This is a genomic window from Acidocella sp. MX-AZ02, assembly GCF_000306035.1.
Classification (GTDB): domain Bacteria; phylum Pseudomonadota; class Alphaproteobacteria; order Acetobacterales; family Acetobacteraceae; genus Acidocella; species Acidocella facilis.
In genome coordinates this window covers 1322771-1339221 of the sequence record NZ_JH976207.1, presented here as the reverse complement: position 1 = coordinate 1339221, position 16451 = coordinate 1322771, and the positions used below count along the sequence as shown (strand labels likewise).

15 protein-coding genes are annotated in these 16451 nt (G+C 64.6%); 10 read left to right on the top strand and 5 right to left on the bottom strand.

Annotation, left to right across the window (positions count from 1 at the left end; all coding sequences use genetic code 11):
* The first annotated feature begins 9 nt into the window (after positions 1-9).
* Positions 10-2736: a DUF3971 domain-containing protein gene (locus MXAZACID_RS06575; protein ID WP_008493414.1), complete on the top strand. Its 2727-nt coding sequence runs from the start codon at positions 10-12 to the stop codon at positions 2734-2736.
* Between the two features lie 2 nt (positions 2737-2738).
* Here the strand turns inward: MXAZACID_RS06575 and MXAZACID_RS06570 are convergent, their stop codons facing one another.
* Both MXAZACID_RS06570 and MXAZACID_RS17720 read right to left on the bottom strand, forming a co-directional pair.
* Entirely contained in the window at positions 2739-3287 is a 549-nt protein-coding gene (locus tag MXAZACID_RS06570) for a nucleotide exchange factor GrpE (RefSeq protein WP_008493412.1), read from the bottom strand.
* 54 nt (positions 3288-3341) lie between these two features.
* Positions 3342-3932: a biliverdin-producing heme oxygenase gene (locus tag MXAZACID_RS17720; RefSeq protein WP_051060212.1), complete on the bottom strand. Its 591-nt coding sequence runs from the start codon at positions 3930-3932 to the stop codon at positions 3342-3344.
* Between the two features lie 149 nt (positions 3933-4081).
* On the opposite strand from MXAZACID_RS17720, the gene MXAZACID_RS06560 reads away from it, so the two are divergent.
* Together MXAZACID_RS06560 and MXAZACID_RS06555 are read left to right on the top strand one after the other, a co-directional pair.
* Positions 4082-4750 carry a DsbA family oxidoreductase gene (locus tag MXAZACID_RS06560; RefSeq protein ID WP_051060210.1) on the top strand — a complete coding sequence of 223 codons (669 nt, stop codon included), beginning with the start codon at positions 4082-4084 and terminating at the stop codon, positions 4748-4750.
* A gap of 133 nt (positions 4751-4883) precedes the next feature.
* Positions 4884-5834 (top strand): lipid A deacylase LpxR family protein, encoded by a 951-nt coding sequence (locus MXAZACID_RS06555; RefSeq protein WP_168118401.1) that lies wholly within the window; start codon positions 4884-4886, stop codon positions 5832-5834.
* Positions 5835-5955: 121 nt separating this feature from the next.
* Here the strand turns inward: MXAZACID_RS06555 and mntR are convergent, their stop codons facing one another.
* Positions 5956-6393 carry a manganese-binding transcriptional regulator MntR gene (gene mntR, locus MXAZACID_RS06550; protein WP_008493408.1) on the bottom strand — a complete coding sequence of 146 codons (438 nt, stop codon included), beginning with the start codon at positions 6391-6393 and terminating at the stop codon, positions 5956-5958.
* Between the two features lie 206 nt (positions 6394-6599).
* On the opposite strand from mntR, the gene hfq reads away from it, so the two are divergent.
* From hfq to MXAZACID_RS06535, 3 genes are read left to right on the top strand one after another with little or no spacing between them, the layout of a single operon-like run.
* The gene (hfq, locus tag MXAZACID_RS06545) at positions 6600-6941 is read left to right on the top strand and encodes an RNA chaperone Hfq (protein WP_008493407.1); all 342 of its coding nucleotides are present in this window, start codon (positions 6600-6602) and stop codon (positions 6939-6941) included.
* A 16-nt stretch (positions 6942-6957) separates the two neighbouring features.
* The gene (gene hflX, locus MXAZACID_RS06540; RefSeq protein WP_008493406.1) at positions 6958-8238 is read left to right on the top strand and encodes a GTPase HflX; all 1281 of its coding nucleotides are present in this window, start codon (positions 6958-6960) and stop codon (positions 8236-8238) included.
* The gene (locus MXAZACID_RS06535; protein WP_008493404.1) at positions 8235-9053 is read left to right on the top strand and encodes an inositol monophosphatase family protein; all 819 of its coding nucleotides are present in this window, start codon (positions 8235-8237) and stop codon (positions 9051-9053) included. The genes hflX and MXAZACID_RS06535 overlap by 4 nt, the downstream gene beginning before the upstream one ends.
* Before the next feature lie 112 nt (positions 9054-9165).
* On the opposite strand, the gene MXAZACID_RS06530 is transcribed toward MXAZACID_RS06535, so the two are convergent.
* The gene (locus tag MXAZACID_RS06530) at positions 9166-9828 is read right to left on the bottom strand and encodes a DUF1345 domain-containing protein (protein WP_205619742.1); all 663 of its coding nucleotides are present in this window, start codon (positions 9826-9828) and stop codon (positions 9166-9168) included.
* Positions 9829-9852: 24 nt separating this feature from the next.
* Complete coding sequence (locus MXAZACID_RS06525; protein ID WP_008493402.1) at positions 9853-10179, bottom strand: cupin; 327 nt, start codon at positions 10177-10179, stop codon at positions 9853-9855.
* 203 nt (positions 10180-10382) lie between these two features.
* Between MXAZACID_RS06525 and fusA the strand changes: the two genes are divergently transcribed.
* The 4 genes from fusA (at position 10383) to MXAZACID_RS06505 (ending at position 16441) form a co-directional block, all read left to right on the top strand.
* The gene (gene fusA, locus MXAZACID_RS06520; RefSeq protein WP_008493401.1) at positions 10383-12464 is read left to right on the top strand and encodes an elongation factor G; all 2082 of its coding nucleotides are present in this window, start codon (positions 10383-10385) and stop codon (positions 12462-12464) included.
* 156 nt (positions 12465-12620) lie between these two features.
* Positions 12621-13913 carry a hypothetical protein gene (locus MXAZACID_RS06515; protein ID WP_039884770.1) on the top strand — a complete coding sequence of 431 codons (1293 nt, stop codon included), beginning with the start codon at positions 12621-12623 and terminating at the stop codon, positions 13911-13913.
* A gap of 214 nt (positions 13914-14127) precedes the next feature.
* Positions 14128-15483, top strand: a complete 1356-nt coding sequence (locus tag MXAZACID_RS06510; RefSeq protein ID WP_371137071.1) for a DUF2142 domain-containing protein — start codon at positions 14128-14130, stop codon at positions 15481-15483.
* Positions 15473-16441, top strand: coding sequence for a glycosyltransferase family 2 protein (locus MXAZACID_RS06505; RefSeq protein ID WP_008493398.1), 969 nt, complete (start codon positions 15473-15475; stop codon positions 16439-16441). Before MXAZACID_RS06510 ends, MXAZACID_RS06505 begins: the two co-directional genes overlap by 11 nt.
* Positions 16442-16451 lie beyond the last annotated feature (10 nt).

The following is a 16451-nucleotide window of genomic DNA, read 5'->3' as shown; positions in this document are numbered from 1 at the left end:
CAGAACAGGATGAAGTTCCGCAGAGGTCAAGCGGCCTGGATTATCATAGAGGCGATCCACCAGCTCGGCCGCATCGTCGCGCTGGTTGTGCTGCTGGCGCTGGCCTTGTTCGGGCTGTTGGGGTTCCGGCTGGCGCAGGGGCCGCTGGAGATCCCGCAAATCGCCTCGCGCATCGCCACGCGGCTCTCCGGCGAAGGGGTTGAGGTGCGTATCGGCACCGCCGAGCTGGCCTGGGCCGGCTATCACAAAGGCGGGGCGGTGCCGCTGGTGCTGCGTCTGGCGGATATCAAGGTGGGCAGCGATTCAGGCGGGGCGCTGGCGGATATTCCCGCGGCCGATCTGACCCTGCCGGTGGCGGATCTGTTCGGCGGGCGCGACCCGATCGCGCTGAACGGCGCCGGCGCCACCTTCCCCGGCGGCAATGTCCCGGTCTCCTGGCATGCGGATCTCTGGCCCGGGCGCGGCTTCACCCTCTCCCACGGGGCGGTGCATGCGCGCATCGGCGCCGGGCGGATCGGCACCGGGGTGAACAGGGTGGCGCTCAGCGATGCCAGCTTTACCCTCGCGGTCTTGCCCGATGGCGCGGTGCAGGTGAGCGACGGCGTGGCCCAGCTCGCCCCGCAAGGCCAGAGCGCGCCGCGCCTGTACTTCAGCTTCCGCGCGCACCGCGATGGGCTCTGGCTCGGCCGGCTCAACGTAGCGCTGGACAGCGTGCAGGCCCAGGATCTGGCGGCCTACTGGCCGCCGATCGCCGCCCCGGATGCGCGGGTCTGGGTGATGCGAAACATCACCGCCGGCAGCGCCCATGACGCGCAATTCAGCATCGACATGGCCGCCCATGGCGATCTCTCGCATTTCAAAATCGAGAACGTGCAGGGCGGGTTTCAGGCCAGCGATCTGACCCTGCATTTCCTGCCCGGCGCGGTGCCGCTGGAGCATCTGGACGGTGTGTTCACCATGCCGGGGATGGATACCATCCTCATCGATGCCGGCGGCGGCGCGGCCGGCGGGGTCGGGCTGCAAAGCGGCAGCATGGTGATCACCGATCTCACGGCCAAGGATCAGTTCGGCTTCCTCAGTCTGAATCTGGCGGGGCCGGTGCAGAACGTGCTTGGCATTCTGGGGGCGCCGCCGCTCAACCTGCTCGCCCACACCCCGCCTGACATCAAGGGCGCCACCGGCACGCTCGCCGGCACGCTGGCGGCGATGATCCCGCTGGCCAAGAATGTCACCGCGCGGGATGTGCAGATCAACGTCGCCACCCAGCTCAGCGACGTGAAAATGGCCACCCCCATTCCCGGCATCTACTTTACCGATGGCGCGGTGAGGATCGCCACCGATGGCGAGACGCTGCGGGCGGACGCCACGGCGCAGCTCGCCGGCGCCCCGGCCAGCCTGACGCTGACCCAGGATGTCTCCAAGCCGGACGGGGCGGAGACGCTGGATCTGCAGGGCGAGGCCGGGCCCGCCCTCTGGCACGCTTTCGGGCTGGATACGCCGAGTGGCTTCACCTCCGCCACGCAAGGCAGCGCGCCCTTCCGCTTCAGCCTCAGCGGCCCGGCGGATGGCACCCAGGAGGCGGCGCTGGAGGCCGACCTTACCCGCATCGGCCTGGCTTTGCCCTTGCTCGGCTGGGTCAAGCAGCCCGGCGGGGCGGGGCGGCTGGCGGCGCGTTTCAGCCTGGAGAATGGTGATCTCGGCGCGATTCAGGATTTTATGATGGAAGCGCCGGGGCTGTTCGTGCGCGGCCACAGCCAGGGGCGGGTGTTCACCCTGACCCAGGCGGATATCGGCCGGTCGCAGGCGCAAGGCAGCGTGATTGCGCCCGCCCGCCCCGGCCAGCCCTGGCAAATCGAGGCCAGCGGCGAGACGCTGGATCTGCGCCACGGCGCCGACGCGCAGACGCAGCCCGACCAGCCCGCCCCGGCGGCACCGCCGCAACCCGCGCCCTCCGGCCCGCTCTGGCAGGCCAGGCTCGCCTTCCAGCATCTTTATATCACCAAGCCGCCGGCACCGGGTCTGCGGAATGTCAGCCTCACCGCCAGCGGCCAGGGGCAGGATCTGTCGCAGGCCAGCGCCAGTGCCGATGGGATGAGCGCGCAGATCACCCCGCTCGCCGGCCCGCGCCGCGCCCTGGCCCTGCAGGGCCAGGATGCCGGGGCGCTGCTGCGCGTGTTGGGGGTGTATGACGGCATGCAGGGCGGCGCGCTGGATCTGCGGGCGCAATTCGGCGGCGGCCCGGCGCAGGGCACGCTGAAGCTGGCCCAGGCCCGGCTGGTGAATGCGCCGGGCTTCATCAAGCTGATGCAGGCGGCGACCTTATATGGGGTGGCGGAGGCGATGTCTGGCCCGGGGCTGCTGATCGACCACGCGACCATCCCCTTCACCCTGGAGGGCGGCGTGCTGCGGCTGAACGGGGCGGATGCCTATTCGGAATCGCTGGGCTTCACCGCCAGCGGCAGCGTGGACGGCAATACCGGCATTTGCGATCTGCAGACCACGATCGTGCCCGCCTACGCGCTCAACGCGCTGCCGGGGAAAATCCCGGTTCTGGGGCATCTGTTCTCGGCGGAGAAGGGCGGCGGCTTGTTCGCCGTTCGCGCCCATGTGCAGGGGAAGATGAGCAACCCGCAGATCCATGTGAATCCGCTCTCCGCGCTCACGCCTGGATTCCTGCGGGGTGTGTTCGGGCTGGGGAGTGGTGCGCCGCCGGCCACGAAGCCGGCGGCGCCGTAGATTCAGCCCTGCGCCGGGGCCTTGGAGACCACGACCATCGCCGGGCGCAGCAGGCGGCCATTCAGCAGCCAGGTCTGGCTCCAGGCCTGCAGCACGGTGCCTGCCGGATGGTCCGCACTTTCCTGCTCGGCCATCGCTTGGTGCAGATTGGCGTCGAACACCGCGCCGGTCGGGTCGGTGCGGGTGATGCCGTTGCGCTCCAGAATGCCGGCGAAAGCGCGCTCGATGCCCTCGAAGCCATCACGCATCTTGGTGATCAGCTCCGGCTCGTCCTCGGTCTTCTTCGGCAGGCTGTCGATGCCGCGCTTCAGATTCTCCGCCGCCTCGACCACGTCGCGGGCGAATTTCTGCACGGCATAGAGCCGCGCATCCTCGACCTCGCGTTTGGTGCGGGCGCGCAGATTGGCCATTTCCGCCTCGGCGCGCAGCCATTTGTCGCGCATCTCGGAAAGCTCCTGCTCCAGCTGCGCGATGCGCTGATCAGGGGCTTCCAGCAGCGCCTCGTCCTGCGGGGCGGCATCCTCATGCATGATCTTGTCTTCTTCGCTCATGGCCCGGAATTAGGGGATTCTCGGCCGCCAAACAAGGAGGGCGCAACGCGCCGCTCATGCCGGATCGAGGGTTTGATGCTGGGGCCGCGCAAGCCCTGGCATCGCGGCGGTGAAATGCGCAAACGCCGCCAAGGCCCCGGCCGCGCACTCCTGCTCCTCGGCCGGGCTGAAACTCTGGGCGTTCAGCCGCGCGACAAAGCCGCGCCAATGCCGGGCGCGCTGCGCCTGCAAGGCCAGATGCCGTGCGCCGTGCGCGCCATCGAACCCCAGCGCCTGGGCCCAGCCGCGCAGCTGCAAAGCGCCGAGATTGGAGCCCTGCAGCACATAAAGACAGCCCCAGCCGCTGCCGCGCGCAAAGCCCACGGGCGGCGTGGCGCCAAGCGGCGCGGTGCCGAGATCCGCGAGGTCCGCCTCCAGCGACGCTGTCAACTCATACGCATCGGCCGGAAGCAGGCGCAGCGGCGCCAGTGCTGCTTCCAACGCGCGGCGGGCCTGATGAGTGATCTGCAGATAACGCGCATACAGAACAGGCGTGGCGAAAAAGCCGGCCCCGCGCATCGCCTCGTCCAGCCTGGCATGCGCCGGCGCGGTCAAGGCGCTGAGCGCGGCGCGCCGGTCCCGCGGCGCTTTATGTGGTAAAGCCATGTCCGCCGATATGGGGGTGAAGCGCTCAGCGCCAATCCGCAATGTCATTTTTACAACCGTCCGCGCCGGTCCTGATCCGCGGGCATCCTCTCGGGCGGGGCGGCCATTCCCTCTCGTCTTGGCCGCGAAATCGGCGTATGAGACGAGAAATGAATAGTCTGACGCCATTGCCCGCACGGCTGGTGATCGAAATCGTCTTCGATTTCGTCTGTCCCTGGTGTTATCTCGGCGTGAAGCGTCTGACCTATCTGCTGGCCCGCCGGCCGGAACTCGATGTCACCCTCAACTGGCGGCCCTTCCTGCTCAACCCCGACATGCCGCGCGGCGGCATGTCCCGCGCCGATTACATGATCCGCAAATTCGGCGCGGAGGACCGGGCGCGCCGGCTCTATGCCTCGATCGCCGAGCTGGGCGCGGCGGAGGGGATTGCGTTCAATTTCCCCGCCATCCGCCGCACCCCCAACAGCGTGGATGCGCATCGGCTGGTGCGCGAGGCGGCGCGGGTTGGGGCCGCGGATGCGCTGGTGGCCGGTATTTTCGCGGCGCATTTCGTCGAGGGGCTGGATATCGGCCAGCATGAGGTGCTGAGCGCGCTGGCGGTGCAGTCCGGCATGGGGGCGCGCCAGGTGCGGCTGTTCCTGGAATCCGGCGAGGGCACCGAATATGTGCATGCGGAAAATCTGCACGCGCACCGGCTCGGCATCAACGGCGTGCCCTGCTTCATGCTGGATGGCGAACACGCCATCGCCGGGGCGCAGGAGAGCGAGGTGCTGGAACGGCTGATCGACCTCGCCCTGTGCACCGCCCGGGAGCGTTGAAAGGGTTTCCTTTTTTCACGGCTGCGCTACAGCTTGTAACAGGCTGTACCTGCCGCCTCAGAAAAAGGGTCGACGAAACGTGAAAAGATCTGTGATTGCGTCTTCTGCCATCGCGTTGGGCGCGGCGGCGTGGTTGAGTTACGCGCCCCAGGCGCGCGCGGATGTTCCGCCGGCTGATCCGCACAGCATCGTCACCATCCAGCTCGAAAACGACGCCGCCTCCATCCCCGGCACGGATGAGCTTTACACCTCCGGCGAGCGTCTGGGCTATGTCGGCCCCACCGGCGCGGTGCCGGGCTTTCTCTCCAATCTTGGCCAGGGCGTGTTCGGCCAGGGCAGCCAGCGCCTGGAGATAGATCTGCAGCAGGTCATCTTCACCCCGACCAACACCCAGCTCTACAACCCCAACCCGCATGACCGCCCTTATGCCGGGCAGCTTTCGGCGAAGCTGACGCTGATCCAGGACACCACGACCACCCGCTCGATGCTGGGGGCGGCGATCGGCATCGTCGGCCCGGCCTCGCTGGCGCAGACCGTGCAGAACGGCTTCCACAGCATCATCGGCGATACCACCAATAAAGGCTGGCATTACCAGCTGCATGACGAGCCGACGCTGGATTTTTCCGCCGGGCGGATCTGGCGGATGGATCTGGCGAATTATGGTGGCATCGGCGTGCAGGTGCTGCCCCAGCTTACCGCGCAGGTCGGCAATACCGAGATCTATGCCCAGACCGGCGGCATCGTGCGTTTCGGCCAGGGGCTGGATTCGGATTTCGGCCCGGCGCTGATCGGCCCGCAGCTTTCCGGCACCGATGCCTATACCCCCACGCGCCCCTTCGTCTGGTACGTATTCGGCGGCGCGCTGGGGCGCTTCGTGGCGCATGACATGCTGGTCCAGGGCAATGATTTCCGCTCCAGCCGCGGGGTGGGGCTGACCCATCTGCAGGGTGATCTCGAAGTGGGGCTGGCGGTGATCTATCGCGGCGTGCGGCTTTCGGCGGTGGAGACCTTCGAGACGCCGGAATTCCACGGCTCGGCGCCGGCCTTCCAGTACGGGTCGATCGCGATTTCGACCAGGTTCTAAACGTTTTTGGGGGGCGGCCCTTTTTTTAAAAAGGGCCGCAAAACGTTGGGGGCGTTGACGACGCCGTTGCCAAAACCCGGGCGTTTTCGCCGCTTTTTGAAAAAAGCGGCACCAAAAACTTTTATTTACTTAGAAATTTTCGGAACGCCGCCAGCGTCGCCGGGGAGATATGGTGCTCGATCCCCTCGGCATCCTCCTCCGCCGCCTCGCGCGGCACCCCCAGCGCCAGCAGCAGCGCCACCACCAGCTGATGCCGCTCCCGGCTGCGCGCCGCCAGATTTTGGCCCTCCGGCGTCAACAACACGCCGCGATAGGGCAGGGAGGTCGCCAGCCCCTCGCGTTTCAGCCGGCCGATGGTCTTGATCACGCTCGCATGCGAAATGCCCAGCCGCCTGGCGATGTCCGTCGGCCGCGCCGGGGCGCCGCCGCTCTGCAGATCATCGATCAGCTCGGCATAATCCTCCAGCGTCGCGCTCAACTGCGCGGCCCTGGTTTTGCCGAAGCGTCTGGCCTGGGTCGGCTCGGCGGGAAGGTTCGGGGTTTTGCCGTCAGCTTCCATTTTATGGCGGTGCTCCAGTCTGACGCATGCTTTGCGGGAAAACCCCCATGCTGGCAAGTTGGGGCTCGGGGCGGTTGCCGCGTTGCACAAATCCGCTATATTCAGACACCATGCGGACGCGCCACGCCTTCGCAGGTTTAAACTTTTTGTTGTGGATTCAATCACTCGTCCGATAAAGTGGGCGACAAAAATAAAGGGATGCCATCGTGGCGAACGAAAAATCTCAGAATGTGCAGGACGTGTTCCTGAACCATGTCCGCAAGAGCAAGACGCCGGTCACGGTGTTCCTGGTCAATGGCGTGAAGCTGCAGGGCGTGATCACCTGGTTCGATAATTTCTCGGTGCTGCTGCGCCGTGATGGCCATACCCAGCTGGTCTATAAGCACGCGATCAGCACGGTGATGCCGGGCGCGCCGATCATGCTGTTCGATGCCGGCCGCGCCGAAGGTGGCGCTGCGGCCCCTGGCGAGGCTGGCTCCGCCAGCGCCAGTACGTTGCGCCTGAGCCGCAACCCCGAGCCGCAATACGACCCCGAGTCCGAAGGCTGATCCTCCGGATATCGTGATGCAAGAGACCGCGCCCCCGCCAAGCCGGGCGGCGATTTTGCTGCCCTGGGACCGGCAGGCGGCCTTCGCCGCCGGTCAGATCCGCTCCGCCGAGGCCCGCCTCGCGGAAGCGGTGGGGCTTGCCGCCTCCATCGGGCTGGTGATCGTGCATGAGCAGATCTTCCAGCTCCGCTCCCTCACCCCGGCCACCTTGCTCGGCAAGGGCCAGGTGGAGCTGGCCGCCACCGCCCTGCGCGGGGCGCAGGTGGATGTGGCGGTGGTGGATGCCGCCCTTACCCCCGTGCAGCAGCGCAATCTGGAAAAAGCCTTCGGCACCAAGGTCATCGACCGGACCGGGCTGATCCTGGATATTTTCGGTGCCCGTGCGCGCACCCGTGAAGGGTCGCTGCAGGTGGAGCTGGCGCATCTGGAGTATCAGCGCTCCCGCCTGGTGCGCTCCTGGACCCATCTGGAGCGCCAGCGCGGCGGCTTCGGCTTCCTCGGCGGCCCCGGTGAAACCCAGATCGAGGCGGATCGACGCCTGATCGGTGATCGCATCGTCAAGCTGAAGGCGGAGCTGGAGGAGGTGCGCCGCACCCGCGGCCTGCATCGCGGCGCGCGCAAGAAGGTGCCGTATCCGGTGGTGGCGCTGGTGGGCTACACCAATGCCGGCAAATCCACCTTGTTCAACGCGCTCACCGGCGCCACCGTGATGGCCGAGGACCAGCTTTTCGCGACGCTGGACCCGACCATGCGCGGGCTGGTGCTGCCTTCCGGGCGCAACATCATCCTCTCGGACACTGTGGGCTTCATCTCCGAGCTGCCGACCGAGCTGGTCGCCGCCTTCCGCGCCACGCTGGAAGAGGTGGCGGAGGCGGATCTGCTGCTGCATGTGCGCGACATTTCCCACCCCGACACCGAGGCCCAGGCCCGCGACGTGCGCGCCGTGCTCACCCGCATGGCCAAGGAAGGCACGCTGGACGAGGGCTGGCCTTCCCATACGCTGGAGGTGCTGAACAAGGCCGACGCGCTGGGCGGCATTGCCAATGTCGTGCAGGGCGAGGGCATCGCCGTCTCGGCCTTGACCGGCGAGGGGCTGGACCGGCTGCTGCAGACCATCGATGCCAGGCTCGCCGCCGCCGAACAGCTGGTCGAGCTGCAGGTGCCGGTTGAAGATGGCGCGCGTCTGGCCTGGCTCTATCGCCATGGCGAGGTGGTGGCGCGTGAGGATGACGAGCACCATGTGACATTGCAGGTGCGGCTCTCCGCCGTCGATAAAGCGAGGTTCGAAGCATTATGAAGCCAGCCGAGGTTCAATCCGTCATCGATCTGCTCCGGCATGTGGCGCGAACGGAAATCCTCCCCCGCTTCAAGAAGCTCTCCTCTGAGGATGTCCGCACCAAGACCGGCCCGCTGGACCCGGTGACGGTCGCCGACGAAGCGGCGGAGCGGGCGCTGAAGGCCGGGCTGAATAAACTATTCCCTGGCGATGACGTGATCGGCGAGGAGGCGGTCTCCTCCGGTGCCGCCTCGCTGGAGCGGCTGGCCCAGCCGGGGCGGGTCTGGATTCTCGACCCGATCGACGGCACCGCGAATTTCGCCGCCGAACTGCCTTTATTCGGGGTGATGGCGGCGTTGGTGGAGGCGGATGAGATCCTCGCCGGCTTCATTTTCGACCCGTTCGGCGATGACTGCGCTGTGGCGGTGAAGGGCCAGGGGTCGTACCTGATCGCGGCCGACGGCACCCGCCGCCGGCTGCAGGTGGCCGCCCCGGTGCCGGTGGACCAGATGGTCGGCTCGATGTCCTGGCGGTTCATGCCCGAGCCCTTGCGCAGCCACGTGCTGCACCGGCTGGACCGGCTGGCGGCGGTGACGGATTATCGCTGCGCCGCGCATCAATATCGCATGCTCTCGGGCGGGCATTGCCATGTGCAGATGTTCCGCAAGCTGATGCCCTGGGACCATGCGGCCGGGGTGCTGCTGCACCGTGAGGCCGGCGGCCATGCGCGGCATTTCGACGGTTCACCCTACCGCCCGTCGCAAACCGATGGCGGCCTGCTGCTGACCCCGGACGAGGCAAGTTGGGATGAGCTGGCGAACGCGCTGCTTCGATAAATAAAGGGGCTGTCCCAGATATCTTTCAGGCTTATGCCTTCAACGCCTTGAAGGATCGACATAATGGCCAGATGAATGACGATCTGGGGCAGCCCCTAAATAAAACCACCCTTCAAAGCAGCGACGCCGCGATATTCACCGACAGCGCCAGAATCACCGTATTGAACAGAAACCCGATCAGCCCCTGCAAGGTCGCCAGCCGGCGCAGCTTCTTCGAGGTGATGTTGCAGTCCGAGACCTGAAACGTCATCCCCAGCACGAAGGAGAAATACACAAAATCCAGGTAATCCGGCCGCTCGTCCTTGGGGAATTCGATGCCGCCATCCACGGTCTCGCCGCCCAGATCGTAGGAATAATATTCATGCGCGTAGCGATAGGCGAAGGTGAGCTGCGTGACCGCCCATGAAAGTGTCAGCGTGACCACGACGAAGCCGAGATACGCGCCGGTGAAATGTGCCTTCTGGTTGGCGGCGTGGGAGAACAGGAAGAGGGAGACGAAGCTCATCACCGCGCCCAGCACGGTGAGGCTGAACACGGTCCATTCGCCTTCCTGATGGGCTTTCGCGTCCTCGCTGATGTCGCGCTCTTGCGTGAGGGTGAAGACCAGCAGGGTGGTGACGAGATAGAGCAGGCTGCCGATATCCCAGGCCGCCACCGCACGGATCGCCGGGTTGGTCACCGCGAACATCAGCACCCAGCTCAGCAGGCCGATGGCGTAGCAGGCGGTGAAATAGGGCCGGGCGCGCAGGATCTGGTAGAGGCGGAAGGATTTCATGAACAGCATAAGGGCGCGCCGGCCCTAGTTTTCCAGGGCGGCCAAGGCCGGGGAGAGTTTCTTTATCTCGATCTCCACGAAGGCCATCGGGCCCGGCCCGCCATTGCGCACATCGTGCTGCACCCCGGCATCCCGGACATACGCGTCGCCCGCCTTGCGCGGGATGCTGTGAACCGTGGCGCCGTCATGCACCTCCATCAGCGCGTCGGTCAGCATCACCACGTAATAGGGCCAGCCATGGCTGTGCCAGCCCGTCACCGCCCCCGGCTCGAAAGCCCAGCGTGTGATCCGCAGCTGCGCATCGTCCTGTTGCACGGTTGAGGTGGCGGGAAGGGTGCAGGCGAAGGCCATGGGAACCTCTCGGATTATCGGTCCGCAAGCTGTAACACGCTCCAAGCGATTGAAAAGGCGTGGATGCGGCGAAAAGCGTCATAATCCCCCTGCAATCGGGGTTGCCAAATGCCCCGCTCTGGCTCAAAAGCCGGGCGAACAGCGCGGCCTGATCCAGGCGGCGCCGTACTTGTTTGACATTTTATCCGCCCGTGGAGGCATCGATGGCTGAGACAGACCTGAGTAAGATCCGGAATATCGGGATCACCGCGCATATCGACGCGGGCAAGACCACCACCACGGAGCGCATCCTTTACTACACCGGCGTGTCGCACAAGATCGGTGAAGTCCATGACGGCAACACCACCACCGATTATATGGCCCAGGAGCGTGAGCGCGGCATCACCATCACCTCCGCCGCGGTGACCTGCGAGTGGAAAGAGCACGCCATCAACATCATCGACACGCCCGGCCACATCGATTTCAACATCGAGGTGAACCGCTCCCTGCGCGTGCTCGACGGCGCCATCTTCATCATCGAGGGCGTGGCCGGCGTGCAGCCGCAATCCGAGACCAACTGGCGTCTGGCTGACCGTTACAACGTGCCGCGCCTGATCTTCATCAACAAGCTGGACCGGACCGGCGCCGATTTCTATCGCGCCTTCGACACGCTGAAGGAGAAGCTGGACATCGTGGCGCTGCCGCTGCAGCTGCCCATCGGCATCGAGGAAAACTTCCTCGGCGTGGTCGATCTGGTCGAGATGAAGGCGATCATCTGGGAAGGCGGCGAGCTGGGTGCCAAGTTCCATGATGAGGAAATCCCGGCCGACATGCTGGAGAAGGCCAAGGAGGCCCGCCAGGTCCTGCTCGACACCGCGCTGGCGGTGGACGATGCCGGCATGGAAGAATATTTCGAGAAGGGCGACGTTTCCGTCGAGACCCTGAAGCGCGCGATCAAGACCGGCACCATCACCGGCGCCTTCCGCCCGGTCATGTGCGGCACCGCCTTCAAGAACAAGGGCGTGCAGCCGCTGCTGGACGGCGTGCTGGATTACCTGCCGTCCCCCGTGGACGTTCCGGGCATCAAGGTTGCCCCGGAAGAGGGCCAGGAAGAGGATCCGAACGCGCGCCGCATCAAGGCCGACCCGAACGCCCCGTTCGCCGGCCTCGCCTTCAAGATCATCAACGACAAATACGGCTCGCTGACCTTCGTGCGCGTCTATGCCGGCACGCTGAAGAGCGGCGATTCGGTGCAGAACACCACCAAGGGCCACAAAGAGCGTATCGGCCGCATGTACAAGATGCACGCCGATAAGCGCCAGGAAATCACCGAGGTGTCCGCCGGCGACATCGCGGCCTTCGTGGGGCTGAAGGACACCGGCACCGGCGACACGCTGGCCGCGTCCGAGGACCCGGTGGTGCTGGAGCGCATGGCGTTCCCGGTCCCGGTGATCGACATCTCCGTCGAGCCGAAGACCAAGGAAGGCATCGAGAAGATGACCATCGGCCTGCAGAAGCTGGCCTCCGAGGATCCCTCGCTGCGCCTGAAGACCGACCAGGAAACCGGCCAGACCATCCTGTCGGGCATGGGCGAGCTGCATCTGGAGATCATCGTCGACCGTTTGAAGCGCGAATATGGCGTGGATGCGAATATCGGCGCGCCGCAGGTGGCCTTCCGCGAGACGATCACGAAGGAGCACACCGAGACCTACACCCACAAGAAGCAGTCCGGTGGGTCGGGCCAGTACGCCGAGGTCAAGATCGTGTTCGCCCCGCGTGAGCGTAACGAAGGCATCGAGTTCGAGAACAAGGTCGTCGGCGGTGCGATTCCGAAGGAATACATCCCGGCCGTGGAAAAGGGCATCAAGAACCAGGCCGATACCGGCGTTCTGGCCGGCTTCCCGACCGTGGATTTCTCCTTCTCGCTGGTGGACGGCAAGTACCATGACGTCGACTCGAGCGCCCTGGCGTTCGAAATCGCCGCCAAGGCCTGTTTCCGTGAAGGCATGAAGAAGGCCGGCCCGGTGATCCTGGAGCCGATCATGGACGTGGAAGTCACCACCCCGAACGACCATGTCGGCGACGTGGTGGGCGATCTCAACCGTCGCCGCGGCATGATCCAGAACCAGGAAGCCTCCGGCTCCACCGTGATCGTGCGCGCGCATGTGCCGCTGAAGGAAATGTTCGGCTACATCTCGAACCTGCGTTCGATGACCAAGGGCCGCGCCTCCTTCACCATGCAGTTCCATCACTATGATCCGGTGCCGCGCAACGTCGCCGACGAGATCATGGCCAAGAGCGCGTAAGCGCGGAAGTCTTTACAGAGAGCGCGTAAGCGCGGAGTTTTTGACCGAGAGCGCTTAAAGCCTCTCGCCCAGACCAGAAAACGGCGCCTTTGGGCGCCGTTTTTTTTGGGGCGACGCGGTTTGACAAGCCGACTCCCGACACGGCAGAGACAGGCCATGCAAGATGGCCGGATGGAGCAGACCAGCACGCAACCCCCATGGCGCCCCCGCGCCGGCTTCATCACCCTGATGCTGCTGGGCTTCGCGCTCGTGGTGCTGGTGCGGATGCCGCAGATCCTGGCGCAAGGCGGGCGCTTCTGGGCGGAAGAGGGCGTGGTTTATTTCGCCAATAGCTGGAACTGGCCTTGGTACCGGGCCTGGTTCGCCATCCATACCGGCTATATCAACTTCATCGCGGGTTTCGGCACCTGGCTGGGGCTGCAGCTGGGCGGGCTCGACCATGCGCCGCTGGTGACGGTACTGCTGGCGCTGCTGGTGCAGGCACTGGCCCCGTTCATCATCCTCACGCACGACTTTCCCTGGCGGCGCAGCCGGCTGGCTTGCGCTTCGGCGGTGCTGCTCTGCGCGGTGCCGCCCGGCACCGCCGAGGTCTGGCTGAATACCATCACCAGCCAGTTCCATCTCGGTCTGGCGGCGGCGCTGATCCTCGCCGCCCCGCCGAAAACCAAACGCCTGTTCGTGCTCGATGCGCTGCTGCTTGCCGTCGGCGTGCTCTCCGGTCCCGCCACCAGCTTCCTGCTGCCTTTGTTCCTGCTGCGCGGCGTGCTCACCCGCAGCCGGGTGATGCTGCTGTTCAGCCTGATCCTGCTGGCCGGGTTCGGCCTGCAGCTCGGCATTTATCTCACCCATCCGGTGCCGGCGCGCAGCGGGCAGGATTCGCTGGCGACGCTGCTGGCGGTGATCGCGCTGCACGGGCCGGTCATGGCCTTCACCGGCATGCATGGCGCCGCTGTCATCGGCCGCTGCTTCCTTGCCCTGCACCAGGCCCAGGCGCTGCTATGGCCACCGGTGCTGATCCTCGTCCTGTTCTACGCGCTGCTGGGCTGGCTGGTGGCGGGGGCGCGCTTTGGCCGCGCCACGCTGGCGCTGTTGCTGGCGGCGCAGATCGTCATCCTGTTCGTCTCGTTCGATAAAGCGCTCTCGCCGGACTTTACCGACAGCATGGGGGCGGGCTGGGGCGGGCGCTACGCCTTCATCCCGCTGGTGCTCACCGGGCTGATCCTGACCGGCGCGGTCTGCGCCACCAGCTGGGCCCGCCGCGCCGTGGCGTTTTTCGCCTTGCTGCTGGTGCTGGTGGTCGGCGTGACCAATGACCGCACCGGCACCGCCAATTTCGCCAACGGCCCGGCCTGGGGCCCGCAGGCCAAGGCTTGGCAGGTCCGGCACTGGAACATGTTCAAAATCTGGCCCGGCACCACCGGCTGGATCGTCGCGCTCGGGCATCGGTGACCGCGCCGCGCGCAAGGTCTTCATCCAGTTTAAGATTTTAGATCGCAAATCGCAAAAAAATATGTCAGCGCCGGTGGTGCTTTTGATGGCGATTTTTTAAGGTGAGGAGCGATAGGGATTAAGGACGATGATGAGACGCATGAGCGTGAGTGCCGCCAGGCGCGATATCTGGCCGGTGCTTTTATTTCTGTTCTGTGCGTTTCCCGTTCTGGTCATGTCGGCGCTATTGACGCCGATGGGACAATCGCCGGATGAAACCTCTCATATTGCCCGTGCGGACAGCCTGCTACATGGGAACATATTGCTGATACATAAAACTGTTGAGGAGCCGGGAGCAGAGGCGCCAATCAAGGTTGTGGGCACTAAAATCAACGCCGGTCTGAGCGCTGTCGCTTGGGGGAACTATACCCAGATTTATGGTCATGCTGTCAGTGCCGCCAACAATCTGAGCGCGCTCCATCAGGTTCAATGGCAGCATCAGCGTGTTTTCATTAATATTCCCAATACGGCGGCCTATTTTCCACTCGCCTATATTCCTGGCGCCGTTGGGCTGGGCATTGGCAAGGCCATCGGGCTGTCGCCGTTCAATGCCGTTACGCTCGGCCGCCTCGCGACGGCGTTAGCTTATGTGTTGATCGGTGCGGCGGCCCTGGCGCTGGCTAATTTTGGGCGGCCAGTGCTGCTGGCGATTTTGCTCTTTCCCATAAGCTTGTTTCTGGGGGGTACGTTTGATCAGGACGGAATTCTGATCGCGCTCAGCTGCCTTGCCTGCGCGGGACTGACGCGGGAGACGGAATTTGGCCGGGCCGTGGCCTTCGCCTCTTTCGTCGTTGTGTTGCTGGCCAAGCCGCCTTATCTGCCGATGCTCGCCATCTTTGCGCTTCCTTTAGCCCGGCCGGGTTTCTGGCGTCGTGCCGGGACGGTGATTGTCGCGAGCCTGCCGGTGATTGTTTGGGCGGTGATTGTCATTCTGTTTGTAAGTGTTCCGGTTATCAAGCCATCTTACCATCCGGGCATTTTATTCACAGGTCCCGCTGGCACGATGTTTAGCCAGACTGACGCCACTGCTAATCTGCATATCATGCTGGCTGACAAGGCACGTTTCATCACGTTGCCGCTGCATACCCTGCATATTTTTGGCTTCGGCTTGTTACAGGAGGTTATCGGTAAGCTGGGATACAAAAATCTATGCTTTCCGGACTGGTTCTATGAGTGTTGGTGGAGCGCTGGCGTTTTGGCCCTGGTCAGCCTCCTGTTCACCCGTCGTTCGATCATGAGCCCAATTCCGATGGCGTTGCTGAATAATATTGCGGTTCTGGGCTTGTTCGTCATTACGGCTTGGTTGGTAATCCTATCTTTCTATTTCAGCTGGACTCAAGTCGGACAGGACTTCATTGAGGGTTTGCAAGGCCGCTACGTGCTGTTGTTATTGCCGTTCCTGCCGCTGGCCATTCCAGCCTTGGGGGCCTGGCTGCCCGAAGCCGTGCCGATGTTCCCCATTTTCCTGCTCGGGCTTCTCGACATTGGTTATGTCCCCCTGAAACTGGCGCAATTTTATTATGTCCACTGAAATTTTGTCTGTCATACAGCCGAAAATCGCGGTCCTCGTGCCATGCTATAACGAGGAAGCTGCGATCGCCGATGTCGTCACCGGTTTCGCCGCCGCGCTGCCTTCCGCGCGGATCTATGTCTATGACAACAACTCCAGCGACCGCACGCGCGAGGTCGCCGCGGCGGCGGGGGCAACTGTGCGCAGCGAGCCCTTGCAGGGCAAGGGCCATGTCGTGCGCCGCATGTTCGCGGATATAGATGCCGACGCCTATGTTCTCGTCGATGGCGATGCCACTTACGATCCCACCGCAGCACCTGACATGGTGCGCCGGCTGCTGGATGAGCAACTGGACATGGTCAATGGCCAGCGCATTGAGGTGGCCGGCGAGGGGCCGATCGGCGCATATCGCCGCGGCCATCGCACCGGAAACCTCGTCCTCACTGGTCTGGTCCGCTTCGTCTTTGGCGACCGCATCCAGGACATGCTCTCCGGCTACCGCGTCTTCTCACGCCGATTCGTGAAAACCTTCCCGGCTCTGGCCTCGGGCTTTGAGACCGAGACGGAATTCACCATCCATGCGCTGGACATGCTGATGCCCCTGGCCGAGGTGCCGACGCACTATCGCGAGCGCCCGCCGGGCTCCGTCTCCAAGCTGCGCACCTATTCGGATGGGTTTCGTATCCTCAGCACCATTATCAAGTTGGTGAAGGAAGAGCGGCCGCTGCAATTCTTCTGCATCGCAGGGCTGGCATTGCTGGTGTTCGGGCTGCTGCTGGCGCTGCCGGTACTGGTGACTTATTTCCAGACAGGGTTCGTGCCGCGTTTGCCGACGGCGGTGCTTTCGCTGGGCGTTGTACTGCTGGCCATGCTCTCGTTCGCCTGCGGGTTGATCCTGGATTCCGTGGCCAGAGGAAGGCGCGAGGCTAAGCGTCTTGCCTATCTCACCATCCCGCGCTGGGAGCCACCACAGCGATAAAAATCAAAAA